The 15,104-nt window shown below is 40.4% G+C and carries 16 protein-coding genes; 7 read left to right on the forward strand and 9 right to left on the reverse strand.

Features of this window, described 5'->3' with window-relative positions; genetic code table 11:
• Nucleotides 1-424: 424 nt before the first annotated feature.
• Nucleotides 425-847, forward strand: coding sequence for a hypothetical protein (locus B3394_RS16895; protein WP_286927599.1), 423 nt, complete (start codon nucleotides 425-427; stop codon nucleotides 845-847).
• Nucleotides 848-1,037: 190 nt separating this feature from the next.
• Here B3394_RS16895 and B3394_RS16900 read toward each other — a convergent pair whose 3' ends face one another.
• A complete protein-coding gene (locus B3394_RS16900; protein ID WP_177733831.1) occupies nucleotides 1,038-1,598 on the reverse strand; it encodes a Crp/Fnr family transcriptional regulator in 561 nt (186 codons plus the stop codon).
• A gap of 283 nt (nucleotides 1,599-1,881) precedes the next feature.
• Between B3394_RS16900 and B3394_RS16905 the strand changes: the two genes are divergently transcribed.
• Both B3394_RS16905 and B3394_RS16910 read left to right on the forward strand, forming a co-directional pair.
• A complete protein-coding gene (locus tag B3394_RS16905; RefSeq protein ID WP_286927600.1) occupies nucleotides 1,882-2,511 on the forward strand; it encodes a chloramphenicol acetyltransferase in 630 nt (209 codons plus the stop codon).
• Nucleotides 2,512-2,515: 4 nt separating this feature from the next.
• Complete coding sequence (locus B3394_RS16910; RefSeq protein ID WP_286927601.1) at nucleotides 2,516-3,040, forward strand: GNAT family N-acetyltransferase; 525 nt, start codon at nucleotides 2,516-2,518, stop codon at nucleotides 3,038-3,040.
• 161 nt (nucleotides 3,041-3,201) lie between these two features.
• On the opposite strand, the gene B3394_RS16915 is transcribed toward B3394_RS16910, so the two are convergent.
• Nucleotides 3,202-3,537 (reverse strand): hypothetical protein, encoded by a 336-nt coding sequence (locus B3394_RS16915; protein ID WP_177733837.1) that lies wholly within the window; start codon nucleotides 3,535-3,537, stop codon nucleotides 3,202-3,204.
• 483 nt (nucleotides 3,538-4,020) lie between these two features.
• Between B3394_RS16915 and B3394_RS16920 the strand changes: the two genes are divergently transcribed.
• The 3 genes from B3394_RS16920 to B3394_RS16930 are packed head-to-tail and all read left to right on the forward strand — an operon-like array spanning nucleotide 4,021 to nucleotide 5,397.
• The gene (locus B3394_RS16920; protein ID WP_286927602.1) at nucleotides 4,021-4,524 is read left to right on the forward strand and encodes a DUF4199 domain-containing protein; all 504 of its coding nucleotides are present in this window, start codon (nucleotides 4,021-4,023) and stop codon (nucleotides 4,522-4,524) included.
• 34 nt (nucleotides 4,525-4,558) lie between these two features.
• A complete protein-coding gene (locus B3394_RS16925) occupies nucleotides 4,559-4,999 on the forward strand; it encodes an SRPBCC family protein (protein WP_286927603.1) in 441 nt (146 codons plus the stop codon).
• Between the two features lie 26 nt (nucleotides 5,000-5,025).
• On the forward strand, nucleotides 5,026-5,397 hold the full coding sequence (locus tag B3394_RS16930; protein WP_177733843.1) for a DoxX family membrane protein: 372 nt from the start codon (nucleotides 5,026-5,028) through the stop codon (nucleotides 5,395-5,397).
• Nucleotides 5,398-5,504: 107 nt separating this feature from the next.
• On the opposite strand, the gene B3394_RS16935 is transcribed toward B3394_RS16930, so the two are convergent.
• A complete protein-coding gene (locus B3394_RS16935) occupies nucleotides 5,505-5,834 on the reverse strand; it encodes a hypothetical protein (protein ID WP_273244670.1) in 330 nt (109 codons plus the stop codon).
• A gap of 26 nt (nucleotides 5,835-5,860) precedes the next feature.
• Complete coding sequence (locus B3394_RS16940; protein ID WP_177733847.1) at nucleotides 5,861-6,223, reverse strand: DUF1622 domain-containing protein; 363 nt, start codon at nucleotides 6,221-6,223, stop codon at nucleotides 5,861-5,863.
• Between the two features lie 299 nt (nucleotides 6,224-6,522).
• Between B3394_RS16940 and B3394_RS16945 the strand changes: the two genes are divergently transcribed.
• A complete protein-coding gene (locus B3394_RS16945) occupies nucleotides 6,523-6,690 on the forward strand; it encodes a hypothetical protein (RefSeq protein ID WP_177733849.1) in 168 nt (55 codons plus the stop codon).
• Nucleotides 6,691-6,954: 264 nt separating this feature from the next.
• Here B3394_RS16945 and B3394_RS16950 read toward each other — a convergent pair whose 3' ends face one another.
• The 5 genes from B3394_RS16950 to B3394_RS16970 all read right to left on the reverse strand — a co-directional run bounded on the left by B3394_RS16950 (nucleotide 6,955) and on the right by B3394_RS16970 (nucleotide 14,765).
• Entirely contained in the window at nucleotides 6,955-10,692 is a 3,738-nt protein-coding gene (locus tag B3394_RS16950; protein WP_286927604.1) for an AAA family ATPase, read from the reverse strand.
• A 1-nt stretch (nucleotide 10,693) separates the two neighbouring features.
• Complete coding sequence (locus B3394_RS16955) at nucleotides 10,694-11,932, reverse strand: exonuclease SbcCD subunit D C-terminal domain-containing protein (RefSeq protein ID WP_286927605.1); 1,239 nt, start codon at nucleotides 11,930-11,932, stop codon at nucleotides 10,694-10,696.
• 217 nt (nucleotides 11,933-12,149) lie between these two features.
• Entirely contained in the window at nucleotides 12,150-13,565 is a 1,416-nt protein-coding gene (locus B3394_RS16960) for a PLP-dependent aminotransferase family protein (RefSeq protein ID WP_286927606.1), read from the reverse strand.
• 54 nt (nucleotides 13,566-13,619) lie between these two features.
• Entirely contained in the window at nucleotides 13,620-14,030 is a 411-nt protein-coding gene (locus tag B3394_RS16965) for a hypothetical protein (protein WP_286927607.1), read from the reverse strand.
• A 309-nt stretch (nucleotides 14,031-14,339) separates the two neighbouring features.
• On the reverse strand, nucleotides 14,340-14,765 hold the full coding sequence (locus tag B3394_RS16970; protein ID WP_286927608.1) for a hypothetical protein: 426 nt from the start codon (nucleotides 14,763-14,765) through the stop codon (nucleotides 14,340-14,342).
• Nucleotides 14,766-15,104: the final 339 nt, after the last annotated feature.

Below are 15,104 nucleotides of genomic sequence, written 5' to 3' on the forward strand. Positions count from 1 at the left end.
GTTTTTTGGTTCTAACATTGATAATCAATGCTATACAAACTTAAAAGGTCGGTGTTAAAAATTCCGGATTCCAAGATTGTGTTATAGTAAGCTATAGGTTATTCTTTATTAAACAGAATGTTACCGATTTAAAATATTTGTTAATTGCGAATGTTTGAAATGGAACGTCAAGCAAAAAGTAAATAAGGTTTAAAGGTGCTGCCGTCGATTGTGTAATTCTTAACATGGTTTTTGGGATGTTAAGAATTCGATACTGCAAATTGAGAAGTATTGGTAACGGATTCTGAAAATACTCATCGAAGAATTGTCATATAAATACCGAAACGATTTGAAATAGTGTAAAAAATGACGAAATGCCGGTATTTTTAAATATTTGATAATGAATAATGTAGTATATTTAGTTTCTGATTAAATAACATGATTTATGAAAAAAACACAACTGCTTTTATTTGTTATGCTATTGGTGGCGGGGTCATTTAGTGCCTTTTCACAGGAAAAAACAGGGAAAGTTGTCTTTATCCGCTATACCGGAGAACAAGGCGCTTTAGTGAACGACAAAGTATATATTGACGGTAAGCTGACCTGTAAATTAAAGAATAACCGGTTTTCGTCCCATGACGTTCCGGTAGGAGAGCATCAGCTTACCACACGTAGCGGCGGACTGCCCGCCGGTAAAATGGATCCGTTAACAATCACGGTAATTGAAGGCAAAACCAATTATGTCGAATTGGTAACGACAACCACCGGAATGGGATCTGCAAAACTCTATTGCCAGGAAGTAACGGAAAATTCCGCTCAGGTCTTACTGAAAAAAGTAAAACAAGAAACAGACTGTCACGTGAAATAATCGCTTGGCAGGCATTTGCACCGTTTTATCCCGGATCTGAATCACAGTTCCGGGATTTTTGTTAGGTAGGTGAGTACTAAAAGTATTTGCGATACCGGATTGCCAAAACCCGGCGATTGCACTTTGTTGTGATTCCTACTGTATAATTTCTACCTTATATAGTGGCAGGTGTTCGTTTTATAAAACACGTTTAAAGTTCTTTTAAGGCACGGTTTAAACTCCGGGTGGTAATGCCCAGGTAAGCTGCCATATCTTCTTTTGAAATAATAATGTCCTGTTTGGCTTGCAGCTCCAGTATTTTCCGTAATCCGTATTCTATTGTATACAATTGTTGTGAGGAAGCCCTGCTGCTGGTGTTGATGATCCGTTCGGCTAATTCTTCCAGTATTAGCCGGTTAAAATTGGCATCCTGTTTCAGTAAATTTCTAAAAAGAGCCACCGGTATAGCATAGGCTTTTACAGCCGTAATGGCCTCTACATTACAAAGACAGTTGCTATTTTTGATCACTTCAATTTCGCCAACAATTTCCCCTTCACTCATAAATTCCAGAATATAGTCCTTACCGTTTTCTTCCCGGAAAAAACACTTGATAATACCTTCTTTCAGTATAAAAACTTTCGATGCTTTTCCGTCCTGATGTAACAGGAGTTCTCCTTTTGAAAAGGTCGTTAGTACTATGTCTTCCGAATGCGGATGTTTTTCATAGAGGGCTTCTGTAAAAGATAAAAATGAAAGGTTGGTTCGTAACATATTTTTAGTGCCGGGACAAATGTCCTTTTTTAGGGTGTGGGTATGCGCGAATTTTGCACTTTAAAAATACAAAAATAAGAAGAAAGAGTGATTGGTAAAAGGTAATTAGCAAAGGGCAAAGGGCAAGAGGCAAAAGGCAATTAGCAAGGGGCAAAAAATAATTACAAATTATGATGTATGCTATTTCAATATAGATAAAAGGCAAAAGGCAAAGTATTGAAAGGGCAGTTATCAAATAAACAAAAATAAATCCCATACCCATAAATTCACAAAAAACACATATATGAAAGAAATAAACTTATCAGACTGGAAGCGCAAAGATCATTATGCTTTTTTCTCACAATTTGAAGAACCGTTTTTTGGGGTAACCTTAAAGATTGATTGTACACAGGCTTATGATTTTGCTAAAGAACAGGAACAGTCGTTTTTCTTATTGTATCTTTATCGTGCTTTAAAAGCAGCCAACAGTATTGAAGAATTCCGTTACCGTATTGTCGATAAAAAAGTAATGCTGTTTGATACGGTCACCGCATCGGCAACAATTAATCGTCCGGATGGAACCTTCGGATTTTCCTATATGGATTATCACGAGGATGAAAAAGTATTTCAGGAAAAAGCGTCAGAAGAAATGGATGTAGTACGAAACAGTACCGGATTGATACCAGCCGTTTCCGGTGAAAATGTTATTCACTGTTCGGCAGCACCCTGGCTGGATTTTACAGCATTGTCACATGCCAGAAGTTTTACGTTTCCGGACAGCAGTCCGAAAATTTCTTTTGGAAAATGGACGGAAGAAAATGGCGTTAAAACAATGCCGGTTTCCATTCACGCACACCACGGTTTGATGGATGGTTACCATATCGGGCTTTTTATTGAAGCATTCCAACACTTAATGAACACGATAAAAAATTAAACAAATGGAAATAAGCATCAGGCAGGAAAAACCAGAAGACATTGCTGCAGTATTCAAGCTCAACGTTGCCGCTTTCCCACAGGATGGAGAAGCAAAGCTGGTTGATGCGCTGCGCCGTAATAGCGAGGTCTTTATCCCGGAACTTTCTTTAGTTGCCGTATCCGGTAATACGGTTGTGGGACATATATTGTTTACCAGGATTAAAATTATAGCTGCCGATGGTAAGGAATTTGAAAGTCTGGCACTGGCACCCATGGCGGTAAGCCCTGAATTTCAAAAGCAGGGTATTGGAGGACTGCTCATACAGGCAGGACTTCAAAAAGCAAAAGCATCAGGATTCACTTCGGTTATTGTATTGGGACACGAACACTACTATCCGAAATTTGGTTTTGAGCCTACAGAAAAATGGCAAATAAAAGCACCTTTTGATGTTCCGGCAGCCGTTTTTATGGGCATTGAACTGGAAGAACAGGCTTTGCAAAATAAAAGCGGAACCGTGCAATACCCGAAAGAATTTGAAGCGGTATAAAAAGTACGGGTCACAATACATCAAAACCATTTNNAAATGGTTTTGATGTATTGTGATAATAGTAGTCAACGAAAGTAATATAATGTAAAAACCCTGATAGGGGGGATACCAGGGCTTTGTAGGAACGACACCAGTGTGGCATCGTTAAAGAAATCGGGCTGCTAACAAATTTTAAAGAGTACCGATCCTTCACCGTTGCTGTTCCACAGACTGCTTTTCAGTCCCCAATGGAGCAGGTGCTTAGTGCTTTTTCTTTCTTTTAATGTCGATCTGGAATCTCTTCCCGCTTTAGTATACAGCTCTACAATGTCACCGGCCTTCACTTTTAAATGTTTAAACCAGTGCTTGTGTCTTAGCTTGCAGCGCATGCCGTTGTTTTCGTCATAAGCAGTATCGGCAAGAATATAATCTGCCAGATCGCAATCGGAAATAACGTCTAAAACAATTTTTTCATCCAATGTGCCCCCACCTTCAACTTTAGTGATTTTAAGTTCCATAGGTCTATTTATTTATAATAAATTTTTGGCACTTAAATTTAATAAAAATCCAGAATTAAAAATATTTTTTATTTTGTAATTCTTGTTTTTATGTATTTATTATTTTGCTAATAAGTTAATTTATTGATTATTAGTTGTTTTTTATAACAAAAACATGTGAAATTTAAAGCGTGATGCCTTCGCGGCTATTTTGCTAACAGAATACTGCTGCCGGTAGATGGTTTAACCTGAAAGTTACGGTACCTTTTTTGGCATTGGCTTATAGATAATCAGATAGGATAAAATAAAACAACAGCTGCCTTCCGGTGATGACTATTCTGCTAAGTCGAAAAATACAACAAAACAATATGTTTTCGTTATGCGGATGATGATTTTTGTGTTTTTATTTTTATTAATTTAGCTAAAAAAATAAAGAATATTTATTTTTTAATGCTTGGTATTGTGAAAACATGAAAAATTTATAAATACTTAAAAGTAGTAAAGATGAACAGGATCAGGATAGAAATTAAATGGGCGGTTGTGTTCCTTATCGTTTCCTTATTGTGGATGGTACTCGAAAAATTATGCGGACTTCACAGTACACACATTGATAAGCATCAGTATCTGACCATGTTGTTTATGATACCCGCCATCTGGATTTACGTCCTGGCGCTTAAAGACAAAAAGAAAAATTATTACAATGGTGTGATGAATTTCAGGCAGGGACTCCTGTCCGGTATGATTATCACGCTGATAGTAACCATTTTTAGTCCGCTTACCCAATGGATAATCTCGACTATTATTACCCCGGAATATTTCCCGAACGTTATTGAATATTCGCTTAAAACCGGATATCACAAAACAAGAGCGGAAGCTGAAGCCTATTTTAGCCTGGAGAATTATATGATTCAGAGTACTATAGGCGCAATCATGATGGGAACAGTCACTTCGCTGATTGTCGCTTTTTTTGTAAAAAGCAAATCCGGACCTGAAGCAAACAGGTCTTAAGTAACCGTAAAAATAGTACTGCTAATACTTTAATATGGATTTTGTAACCGTATCCCAGACGTTTCAATGTACCGTAGAAGAACTTTGGAACGCCCTCACACAGGAAGAACAATTAAAAGAATGGTACTTTCCCGTTCAGGATTTCTTGCCGGAAGTAGGGCATACGTTTACTTTTTATGAAAGTGAAAAAAGCAAAAAATACCTGCATCGATGCCGTTTTTTAAACATTATTCCATACAAACTGCTGGAACACACCTGGGAGCATCCCGGCCACAGTAAAGGAACTTCCCTGCTAAAATGGGAGTTACTGCCCTTAAATGACAGCAAAACACTGCTCACTTTAACCCATACCGATTTACAGAACTTTGCCGATGCCGGTCCCGATTTTAGTGTGGAAAACTATAGGATGGGGTGGGAAGCGATATTGAATACCTCCTTAAAAAAACATTTGGACAAGTTTACCGAAGTGCCCTAAAACCGTAACCCCAAAAACCCTACATAATGAAGATTGTTAAATTTATTGTCTGTCTTCTTTTCGGACTGATGTTCATCAATGCCGGACTGAACAAATTTTTTAATTATATGCCCATGCCCGATATGAGCGAAGAGCAGCTCAAGGTCATGGAAGCTTTTATGAAAATAGTCTGGCTGCTGCCTTTGGCAGGGATTATTGAAATTATAGGTGGAATCCTGTTTATTATCCCAAAATACAGAGCATTGGGCGCCATAGTCATTTTACCGGTTATGGTTGGAATCGTACTGCACAACATCCTGATGGAACCATCGGGAATTGAAATGGCACTGGTACTTTTTGCTATTAACCTTTGGATCATTCTGGATAACTGGAAAAAATACCAGCCTTTAATGTCCTAAACGTACTGTATAACATCAAAAACACCTGACAGCATTTTAAACGGTCAGGTGTTTTTTTATGGGATTATTTATCCCTGCTGGAAAATTTTAACCGGATATTTACCGGGTTAATCTTTTTTCTCCGGTCTGTCTTTTATCTCGGAAGCTTTAAGATACACTTTCTTTCCCTGTTTGTTCACATAATACTTACGGTTTTTATTGTTGATGTAAACATCGGTTCCGTCTGGTGCCATTTTGCCTTTCCAGACCTTATCGGTAATCTTGGAAGTACCTTTTACGGCTACTTCGGCAGTTTTGTTACCAACGGCTTTGGCAGTTTTTTCAATTTTATCACCTACAGATTCTTTTTCCTTTTTTTCCTGTGCATGAACGGTTAAAGGAGCGGTAATCAATAATCCAAGGGTTAACAACCCTGTAAAAATGCTGGTCTTTTTCATGATAATAGTTGTTAAATGGTTAATAATTAGGGTAATGTATTGGTGTCTTCAGCTGACTTTTTCTGTGCGATATTTTCAATTTCCTTGTTCAGAAAATAGGACAATCCGGTCCGGATGATCACAGTCCCGGCCAGTATGCCTAAATCTTCAAAAGTAGGATTGAGTATGGTATCAATAATGTCGGAAGCAATCAGGAATTCCAGTCCCAGCAATAAATAGTAACCGACTTCTATTTTAATTTCAATGGTTCTGGCAAGTAAAAAAGTATGTTTAAAACGATCCGCTTCATTAACGATAAATTTAAGCAGTCCAATAGCGGCACCATAGCAAATAATCGCAATACTGATATAGCTGATCGTGTCTGATAGGGTATGGAGCAGTTCGTTCATCGCATTATATTTATATAAAGATACATAAATATCGTAAAATGCGATTATTTAAAGTGTTGTTTTAGTGTGATTTAGGAAGGGTTTTGTCCGGTAAACACCCTAAAAAGGGGTATTTCTACGCGGTATCCGGAAAAAAGGATACAGTAATTTAGCCCTGAGATATGGTAACCGAAATTAAAGTATAAGTTCAGGATAAGGAACATGTTTTGCTGCCGAAATGTACAACACAATCAGTACTGCAAATAAACATTTTTCGGATCACACGGATTTACAGTTAAAAACCTTAAAGGTCATCAAAAATGCCGATAACAATATTCAAAAAACAGGGAAAAACAATTGCAGAAGCTGGATTTAACAGACAGTCTGCCAATGAACAATTGCTAATGCAGTTGAAAAAAGAAATTATCAACGAAATACACGAAAACCTGCTAAAAGAAATGCTGTATAAAAGAGAAAGGCAGTATTGAAGATAAGTGTAAGAGGTGAAGGGCAAAAAGCAAGAGGCAAAAAGCAAGAGGCAAAAAGCAAGAGGCAAAGGGCAAAAAGCAAAAGATAAGAGGCAAAGGGCAAGGAGTAGACCTGGAGGTATGATATACGATATATAAGGGGAGATATATGAAGTTTGATATATGATATCACATCCTTCATTCTTCACATCTCGTCCTTCGTATTTCAAACCTCTTACTTCACACCTCAAACTTCGTCTTTCATACCTCAAACCTCGTCCTTTGTCAAGCGTATTGCACTATCTCCACCTTACTTTTTCCACTGGCCATTTTACTCACTTTAATCTGCGTTGGGATACGTTCCGTCATTTCCTGTACGTGTGATATCACACCCACTTTCCGGCCTTGATTGTGCAGTCGTTCCAAAGCATCCATCGCAATATTCAGTGTGTTCGGATCCAGGGAACCGAAACCTTCATCAATAAAAAGGGATTCTACTTTCATACGGCTTGAAGATAGGGAAGCCAGCCCTAAAGCCAGTGCCAGCGAAACCAGAAAGGATTCTCCTCCGGAAAGAGAGAAAACAGTACGCACTTCATCACCCATATCCTGGTCGATTACCTGTAAGCCAAGCGAATTCGGAATGCGTTCAATTTTGTAACGGTTGGTCAGTACTTCCAGATGAATATTGGCATAACCCAATAAAACATCAAGCGTGTATTCCTGTGCAATCTGACGGAATTTCTTACCGTCATACGAACCGATAATCTCATTCAGCTTACTCCAGTTTTCGGTAACGGCTGCCTGTTGGTTAATGCGGTCTAAAAGATCACCGATTTTGTTTTTGTTGGCTTCATCCTGTTGTAGTCTGAAACCGATTTCACTATGGGACTGCTTGTTTTTTTCCAGATCCGATTGTGCCACACGGTATAGCTCGTTGAGCTCAGGTAATGTCCTGTCGGATAATTTCTTTTGTAGGTGTGCTTCCAGCAGCTGTGTTCTTTCAGCTAATACCGACTGTGTCCGGGTAACTTCCTCCGTAATAACCTGGAGTATTTTTCGTTCTGCCTGCATCCAGTCGGGAGTAAGGGTAAGCAATTCTTTAAGCTCATCCGGACGCAATGGTACAGCATGCTGTTCGTTATAAGCTATCAGCCATTGCCCGAGTTGTTGAGAGGCCTTCTGAGCTGTATTTTCAAAAGCAGTTCGCTCTTTGAGCAGCTGTTCCTGTTGGGTGATTACTTTGGTACTTTCGATATGCAATTGTTGCTGCTGTAACTGGTGACGTTCCAGTGCTTCTTTGGCTGTAGCTACAGATTCCTGTAACTGTGCTTCAATCGTTTTTACCGGTTGACCTTCAAAAAGGGACATCCGTTCTTTATATAAGGCCAGATAAGCACTTTCGGAAGCAATTAATACTCCGGCTTTTTTCTGAGCGTCAGCAGTAAGTCCGGCAAACTGTTTTTCTAATTCGGTAACTGTTGCCGAAAGAATACCATACTGATTGAGGTTGTATTCCAGTTTTTCGGTTTGTGTTTTCCATTTCTTTGTAAAATGCTCCATTTTTTCAAGGAAAGATTCCGGAGCATTTTTCCATTTATCCACCCAGCCCTGGTCGGTGATATAATGACTCAAAAAGGCTTCTGCATCCAGTATGGAAGCTGTTGTTTGAGTGTGTTCCTGTACAAGGCGTTCCAGCTGTTCGGTATGGGATCCGAGTTCCCGTTCCAGATCTTTTATACGGTTGGTAGCTTCGTTACAATCTTTTTCCAGTACATCAATTCGGGCTTTCTGGCTTTCCAATTGCTGTTTTTCAGCGGCATGTGCCAGTAACTGCGCTTGCAATTGTGCCTGTTTTTCTTTTAAGACAGATCGTTTTTCGGCTATCCATACTGTTTTCTGCTCGTCAGGGATATTGCTGCATTCGTCTGCAATGGCAAAGTTTTCCCAATCTTGTTGTAAAGCCTCTAATATTCCCTTTTTACTGTTGATGGTTGCTGCAAGAGCGGTAATACTCTTTTGCAGGTTTTCGCAGGTTTGCTGCAGACTGCTTTGTTCCTGTAAAGAGGAAAGATATTGCTGTTCCGTTTCCCGGTGTGCCTGTTCCAGTGTGGCCAGTACATGATCCAGTTTTGGTTCGTGTGCGGCATAAGGATGCTCTTCACTGCCGCATACGGGGCAGGGTTCGTGAGGAACAAGACCGGCGCGGAGCGTTTCCACATTTTCAGTGGCTGCCAGACGCGCTTTCTGCAATAATTGTGCAGAAGCCTCTTTTTTAGCTGCTTCATGGATAACACGCTGGTTGTGTTGTTGCAGGGCGGCTCCTTTTATTTGATATTCCTGCTCGTCGGCAGTTTGTTTTAAAAGTAAAGCATCAAAATCAAGCCGGGTGCTATAGAATAATTTCCAGTGTGCTTCCGCTTTAATGGTGTTTTCCAATGCAGCATCCGTATCTTCTTTCTCCAGTCCGATATTTTCTATAGGTAGCAGCAACAGTTGCTTTTTCTTGTTGTTATAGGTTTCCTGAAGGGTTTCCAGAGTGGTTTGCTGCGTGATGTTATCAGTACTCAGCGTAGTTCTTTCGGCATCTTTCTCCCGGATTTTTTCCTGTACAGTTTCAAGATCATGGGCAACAGTCTGCAACTGCGTATACAACTTTTGGGTTTCCTGCAGTTTGGAAACAATAATGGCGCTGTTTTCGGCTATCGGTTTTCGGCTGTTGTGTTCTGTTTTCCAGTTTTCAATAAGCTCCGTTTCTGTGGAAAGCGCTGTCAGGGCGGTTTTTTTGGCAGCTATTTCAAGCTGTTGCTGCTCGCTTTTTTCAGCCGTATTTTCAGCTTCTTCTTTGGCTTTAGCCAATTGTTCCTTTTTTTCTGCCAGCAGGGTATCTTGCTTTTTAGCTTCTTCCAATAGTGGCAGTGCTTCGGTACTGATCTTATTTTTTTCGGCCAGGTTTTTTTCAGCCTCCGCAACCGATTTTTGTACACTTGCTTTTTGCACTTCCAGCACGGTGATTTTTTGCGTTAAAGCTTCCAGTTCGGTTGTTTTTTGTTTTTGCTGCTGTTCGGCATGCTGCAAGGCATCAGCCCAGGTTCTGGTTTGCTGTACCTGTTCTGCCTGCTGTAGCTTTTGTTCGCGGTTGGCCGCATTTTTTTGGGCTGTAACAGCTTCAATTAAAGCGCTATCTGCCAGTGCCTGATGGGAACTTAGTTCTATTAACTGCTGGTGCCAGCTGATTTCGGCATGTACTGTTTCGGCCTGTTTTTCCAGAATTTTAATCCGGGAATGTAATGCTGCCTGTTCTTCAAGAAGTGTTGCGAGCTCTGCTTCCGTAAAGGTTACAATACCTTCTTTTTGAAGGTTCAGCTCGCGCAGCAATACTTCTTCCTGTTTACATTTTTCATATACCATTCTTGAAATTTCAGAATAGATATGAGTACCGGTCAGTTTTTCCAGTAAAGAGGATTTTTCATCCTTATTGGCTTTTAAAAAAGCAGTAAAATCGCCCTGGGCTAATAGGACGGAACGGGTAAACTGCTCAAAGTTCAGTCCGACCAGGCGTTCTATTTCCTTATAGGTTTCTGCTTTTTTTCCGGGAATATCGGTTTGCAGCGTAATGTTTTTTAACGTAATGGCATCGGATTGTATATTGCCATCGGCCTGATTCCGGGCTCTGCGAACGCTCCATGTGGCGCGGTAATAATTACCGTCAACACCTGCAAAATCAACTTCGGCAAAACCATCGGCTGTACCGTCTCTCAAAATACCGCGCACATCACCCTGGCTGATGGTACTTCCCTGTACATCGTGAATTTCCACTCCGGTTTCTCTTGCCTGCAGGTAGCGGGGTGTTTTTCCGTATAAGGAAAGGCAAAGTGCATCCAGTATGGTCGACTTACCGGCTCCGGTGGCTCCGGTTATCGCAAAAATCCCAGCTGTTGCGAGCGGTTCTGCTGTAAAGTTGATTTCGGTAGTACCTTCCAGAGAGGCTAAATTCTTGATTCGTATGGCTATGATCTTCATGTTAATTCTCTTTTTGGGTTACTTCCTGTGCCGCCTGCTGGAAAAGCTGCATGATGGTTTCGGGAACCGGAATATTGTATTTGGACTGGTATATTTTGGAGAAAACATCGGCAGGCTGTAATTCCTGTAACTTTTCCTGCGTAACAAATTCGGTTGCTTTGTTTGTGGCGGCTGGATACCGCACATCAATTTTTGCCAGCCGTATATTTTTACCGGTCAGGGCTGTTTCTACTTTATGACGCAATGCCGGTTCGGGACCATCCAGCAGTACACGCACTTCCAGATAAGGAGCCGGTTCGCCGGAACGGGAAGTATCCGGAAGCTGCTTTAACAGCGTTAAGACTTCCTGTAAAGGCTGGTGTGTGGCTGGCACCCTTTGTAACGGTACAAACAGCGGAATTTCCAGAATCTGTAAATTATCGATCTGTGTTTTACCTGATTCAAAAACAACTACCTGATGTCTGTAGTTAAGTTCTGAAAAAGACATTGGAAGCGGACTGCCGGAATAGCGGATGTGTTCTTTTCCGCCAATTTTCTGTGCTTTGTGGATATGTCCTAAAGCTACATACTGTATTCCTTCCGGAAAAGCGGTTGCCGGAACACATTCCACACCACCCATGATCAGGCGTTCGGTTTTGTCCAGTTCCGTTATTTCAGCATGATGTGTATGCAGATGGCCCATGGCAATAATGATCTGATCGTCCTGTTTCTTTTCCAGTGCATGGGCATACGCCTGTTCGTATAAGGCGGTAACACCATCGGTATACGGATTGGTACTACCCGGAATAGCCGGATAATCGCCCATACGCAAAAACGGGATGGCAAGGCACCAGGCTGTTGTTTTGCCGGAAGTATCGTGAATCGGAATAATAAGCTTTTCGTAATTGATAGTACCATCCGGATTTTTTTCGACCAGTCCGATAATATGAATATTGGATGACTCCAACAGTGGTTTCGGGGATTCTAAACGCGATGCCGAATCATGATTGCCGGCTGTAATGATAATCTGTAATTCCGGACAGGCTTTGGTCGCCTGATTTAAAAACGTATAAAACATTTTTACCGATACTGCAGCAGGATTGGAAAGATCGAAGACGTCGCCGCTCACCAGTAAAACATCAATTTGTTCCTGTTGTAAAGTCTGTATCAGCCAGTTCAGGAACTGCTGATGCTCGTCTGTGCGGTCGTATTCGTGGAATAGCTGACCAATATGCCAGTCTGCTGTATGGAGAATTCTCATTGCCGGTCAAAGTATTTTATCAGAAAATAAAAACTGCTGTTTTAGTAAGATACTTAAAATGAGAGTGCTATTTTCTGCTGTTTGTCAAAAATAAAAGTCCTAAAATTAAACTTTTTAAAGGACAAAGCATCCGGTATTATTACAGAATTCCATAAAAATACAAACAGCGAAATACGTAAGGAAAGTAAGGACGGGTTGTTTGTTTCCGGACAGCGGGTTACAATGCTTTCTTCACGATATTCCCGAGGCGTTTCAAATCATATTCCAGTTTTTCATCCCATTTTAAGGCAAAATTCAGCCGCATACAGTTATTAAACTGGTTGTGCTGCGTGAACATTCTGCCGGGTGCAAAGCTGATATTCTGCTGCATTGCCTGTTCATACAGCAGAGCGGTATCGATACGTTTGTCCAGTTCCAGCCACAATACAAAACCACCCTGTGGCTGTGCGGCTTTGGTATTATCCGGGAAATAGGTTTCAATAGCCCGCTGGTATTGCAGGCAATTGGTGTGCAGCGTATTTCTCAGGTTGCGAAGGTGAAGGTCATACCGGCCATGTTCCATAAAATCGGCTACAACCTCCTGAAATAAAGGCGGTGTGGATATGGTTTGCAACAGTTTTTTCCGCATCACTTTTTCTTTAAACTTTCCGGGGGCTACCCAGCCAACCCGGTAGCCGGGTGCCAGAGTTTTCGAAAAGGAACCGCACCACATAACGATACCCGCTTCGTCATACAGTTTGCAGGGAGCAGGGCGGCTGGTGCCAAAAAACAGATCTCCGTATAAATCATCCTCAATTAGCGGAATATTGTATTTGGTAAGCATTTTGACTACGGCTTTTTTGTTCTCGTCCGGCATACAGCTGCCCAGCGGGTTATTGAAATTGCTTACCAGGCAGCAGGCCTGTATTTTGGGTAACACTTTTTTAAGTGCATCCACATCAATGCCGGTAACCGGATTGGTAGGCAGCTCAATGACTTTTAGTCCGAGGGATTGTATCATTTGCAGTATGCCAAAATAGATCGGGCTTTCCAGTGCAATCGTATCTCCCGGTTTGGTAACCGCCATCAGGCATAAGTAAATGGCATTCAGCGTGCCGGAAGTGGTTATAATATCGTTTTCCGTTAGCGAACCGCCCCACACAAAAGACCATTTCGAAATATTGCGCCGGAGGTTTGTATTGCCGGGAATAATATCATATCCGGTTCCGCTGTCGTCCAGACTTCGCATCGCTTTCAGGACACTTTTATTCAGCTTGGCAATGGGCAGCATACTGTTGTCCGGTACACCCAGTGAAAACCGGGTAATTTCTTTGTGATGCAGGGTATTAAAAACCTTACTGATTAAATCTTCCGGATGATCCTCTTTTTCAAACAGCCTGGGTTTACTGGTTTCCGGAATGGAAAATTTCCGGTTAAAGGTATTGCTCACATAATAACCCGATTTTGGCCGGGATTCTATCAGTGATTTGCTTTCCAGTTCCAGAAAAGCCTGCTTTACAGTGTTTAGACTGACATTGTAAATTTTTTGTACCGTGCGGATAGAAGGCAGTTTATCGCCAATTTTTAATGTTTCGGAAGCAATCTGGGCTTCAACAGTATGGGCAATTTTTTGATATAAGGCTTCTTTCGGCATGCTGATTTTTTAGTAGAACTTTAAAGGTACGATAAACGGAAATAAAAATGCCGTTTAATTCAGATAACATTGGTTCAGCCAGTCGATAAACCGGTCTATTTCTTGCTGAACTGCCCGTTCTGAAACAACAGTATTGTTTTGTAAACTTTTGTTTGACCGAAGGTGTACTGAAAAAGAATTCAGCTGCTCGTTAATGCCGGCAGTTTTAAAATCGGTATCCGCCTGAACGGTAATTACCGCTTCACCGGATGAGGTCAGTTTTACAACAGAATAGGCTACAATCTTTTTGTCCTGTTCGGCTACACCAATCGGCAGTCCGAAATCGGCAGCCAGTTTGTTCTTCACCGCCGATCCGACTTTTTTAAGCGATTGGTTTTTACGGTATAATTGTACAATGGCATTCAAATCGGATAGATACACTTCCCGGAATTGTATCGGTTTTGGTTCTTGTGCTGCGACGTTCATAATTGTCATCTTTAGAAGACAAAATTAGAGCGCCTTTACAGAACTATACAGATACAAAAATGTATTTTTTTAAGGGTACAGATTTGAAAGGTTAGATTTAAGAAGTTTGATATATGAGGTATGAGGTTAGATATACGAGGGTTGATGATGAGGGCTGAAAATCTAATATCGTACTTCATACTTCTAATATCACATATCTTACTTCTTGCCCTTTATCCTTTGCCCTTTGCCCTTTGTTTTATTTCATAAAAAACGGAAGCACCTTACCGGCACTTCCGTTTTATGAAAAATCTTGATTATAGAAAGAAACTATCGGGTGATAACTGTTCTTTCAGAGATATTTTCGTCATAATTTTTAATAAAAAGATCAATTTTTGCTTCGTCTAATGTCCCGTCATCTTTAATGATTTCGTTTTTAAGTAAAAGCTTAATAGCTTCTTTTAAATTACCACCTCTGATTTCGGCTTTTTGTCCAATGGTCAGGAATTTTATCTGAGTATAATCATCATCCAGATGCATGTGGGTACCACCATTATTGGCTATCAATGAAAATAATGGCTTATTGGAATTTAAAGGAATAAAAATAAAACCATTAGCTCCGAAAACGCCGGTTCTTTCGGTTTTAAATAGCTCCTTGTCGTCAGCAAGTACCTTGTCATTTTTGAATTTTATCTTTTGGGAATAAGATAAACTGGTAATAAAGATTAACAGGGATGTTAATGCAATTTTCCTCATAATTGTTTTTGTATTGATTGCGTTAATTTATTGTGGATATATGGTTTTTTTGTGTCAGCGGGTAAAAATATAATTAATATTTAAAAGTTTAAAATTTTTGTTGACAGGATGATAAGGTTTTTGGGGTGGTTAAAAGAAGAGGCAAAGAGCAAAAGGCAAAAGGCAAAGAGCAAAAGCAAGAGGTAAGATATGTGATATTAGATATTAGAAGTGTGAGGTCCGATGTACGACTTTCAACCTTCATATATTTAACTTCTAATATCATACCTCGCATATCAACCCTCATATATCTAACATCGTACTTCTAACCTCATATATCATACTTCAGGAAGTAACCAT

This window comes from Flavobacterium sp. UBA4197 (assembly GCF_002379575.1).
GTDB classification, from domain to species: Bacteria; Bacteroidota; Bacteroidia; order Flavobacteriales; family Flavobacteriaceae; genus Flavobacterium; species Flavobacterium inviolabile.

Excerpts from the sequence above, each read along its gene's own strand:
- B3394_RS16930 (WP_177733843.1), top strand. The coding sequence starts at position 5,026 with ATGAAGATTGTTAAATTTATTGTCTGTCTTCTTTTCGGACTGATGTTC.
- B3394_RS16960 (WP_286927606.1), bottom strand. The coding sequence starts at position 13,565 with ATGCCGAAAGAAGCCTTATATCAAAAAATTGCCCATACTGTTGAAGCC.
- B3394_RS16965 (WP_286927607.1), bottom strand. The coding sequence starts at position 14,030 with ATGAACGTCGCAGCACAAGAACCAAAACCGATACAATTCCGGGAAGTG.
- B3394_RS16955 (WP_286927605.1), bottom strand. The coding sequence starts at position 11,932 with ATGAGAATTCTCCATACAGCAGACTGGCATATTGGTCAGCTATTCCAC.
- B3394_RS16935 (WP_273244670.1), bottom strand. The coding sequence starts at position 5,834 with ATGAAAAAGACCAGCATTTTTACAGGGTTGTTAACCCTTGGATTATTG.
- B3394_RS16910 (WP_286927601.1), top strand. The coding sequence starts at position 2,516 with ATGGAAATAAGCATCAGGCAGGAAAAACCAGAAGACATTGCTGCAGTA.
- B3394_RS16950 (WP_286927604.1), bottom strand. The coding sequence starts at position 10,692 with ATGAAGATCATAGCCATACGAATCAAGAATTTAGCCTCTCTGGAAGGT.
- B3394_RS16900 (WP_177733831.1), bottom strand. The coding sequence starts at position 1,598 with ATGTTACGAACCAACCTTTCATTTTTATCTTTTACAGAAGCCCTCTAT.
- B3394_RS16970 (WP_286927608.1), bottom strand. The coding sequence starts at position 14,765 with ATGAGGAAAATTGCATTAACATCCCTGTTAATCTTTATTACCAGTTTA.
- B3394_RS16940 (WP_177733847.1), bottom strand. The coding sequence starts at position 6,223 with ATGAACGAACTGCTCCATACCCTATCAGACACGATCAGCTATATCAGT.
- B3394_RS16915 (WP_177733837.1), bottom strand. The coding sequence starts at position 3,537 with ATGGAACTTAAAATCACTAAAGTTGAAGGTGGGGGCACATTGGATGAA.
- B3394_RS16920 (WP_286927602.1), top strand. The coding sequence starts at position 4,021 with ATGAACAGGATCAGGATAGAAATTAAATGGGCGGTTGTGTTCCTTATC.
- B3394_RS16925 (WP_286927603.1), top strand. The coding sequence starts at position 4,559 with ATGGATTTTGTAACCGTATCCCAGACGTTTCAATGTACCGTAGAAGAA.
- B3394_RS16905 (WP_286927600.1), top strand. The coding sequence starts at position 1,882 with ATGAAAGAAATAAACTTATCAGACTGGAAGCGCAAAGATCATTATGCT.
- B3394_RS16895 (WP_286927599.1), top strand. The coding sequence starts at position 425 with ATGAAAAAAACACAACTGCTTTTATTTGTTATGCTATTGGTGGCGGGG.
- B3394_RS16945 (WP_177733849.1), top strand. The coding sequence starts at position 6,523 with ATGCCGATAACAATATTCAAAAAACAGGGAAAAACAATTGCAGAAGCT.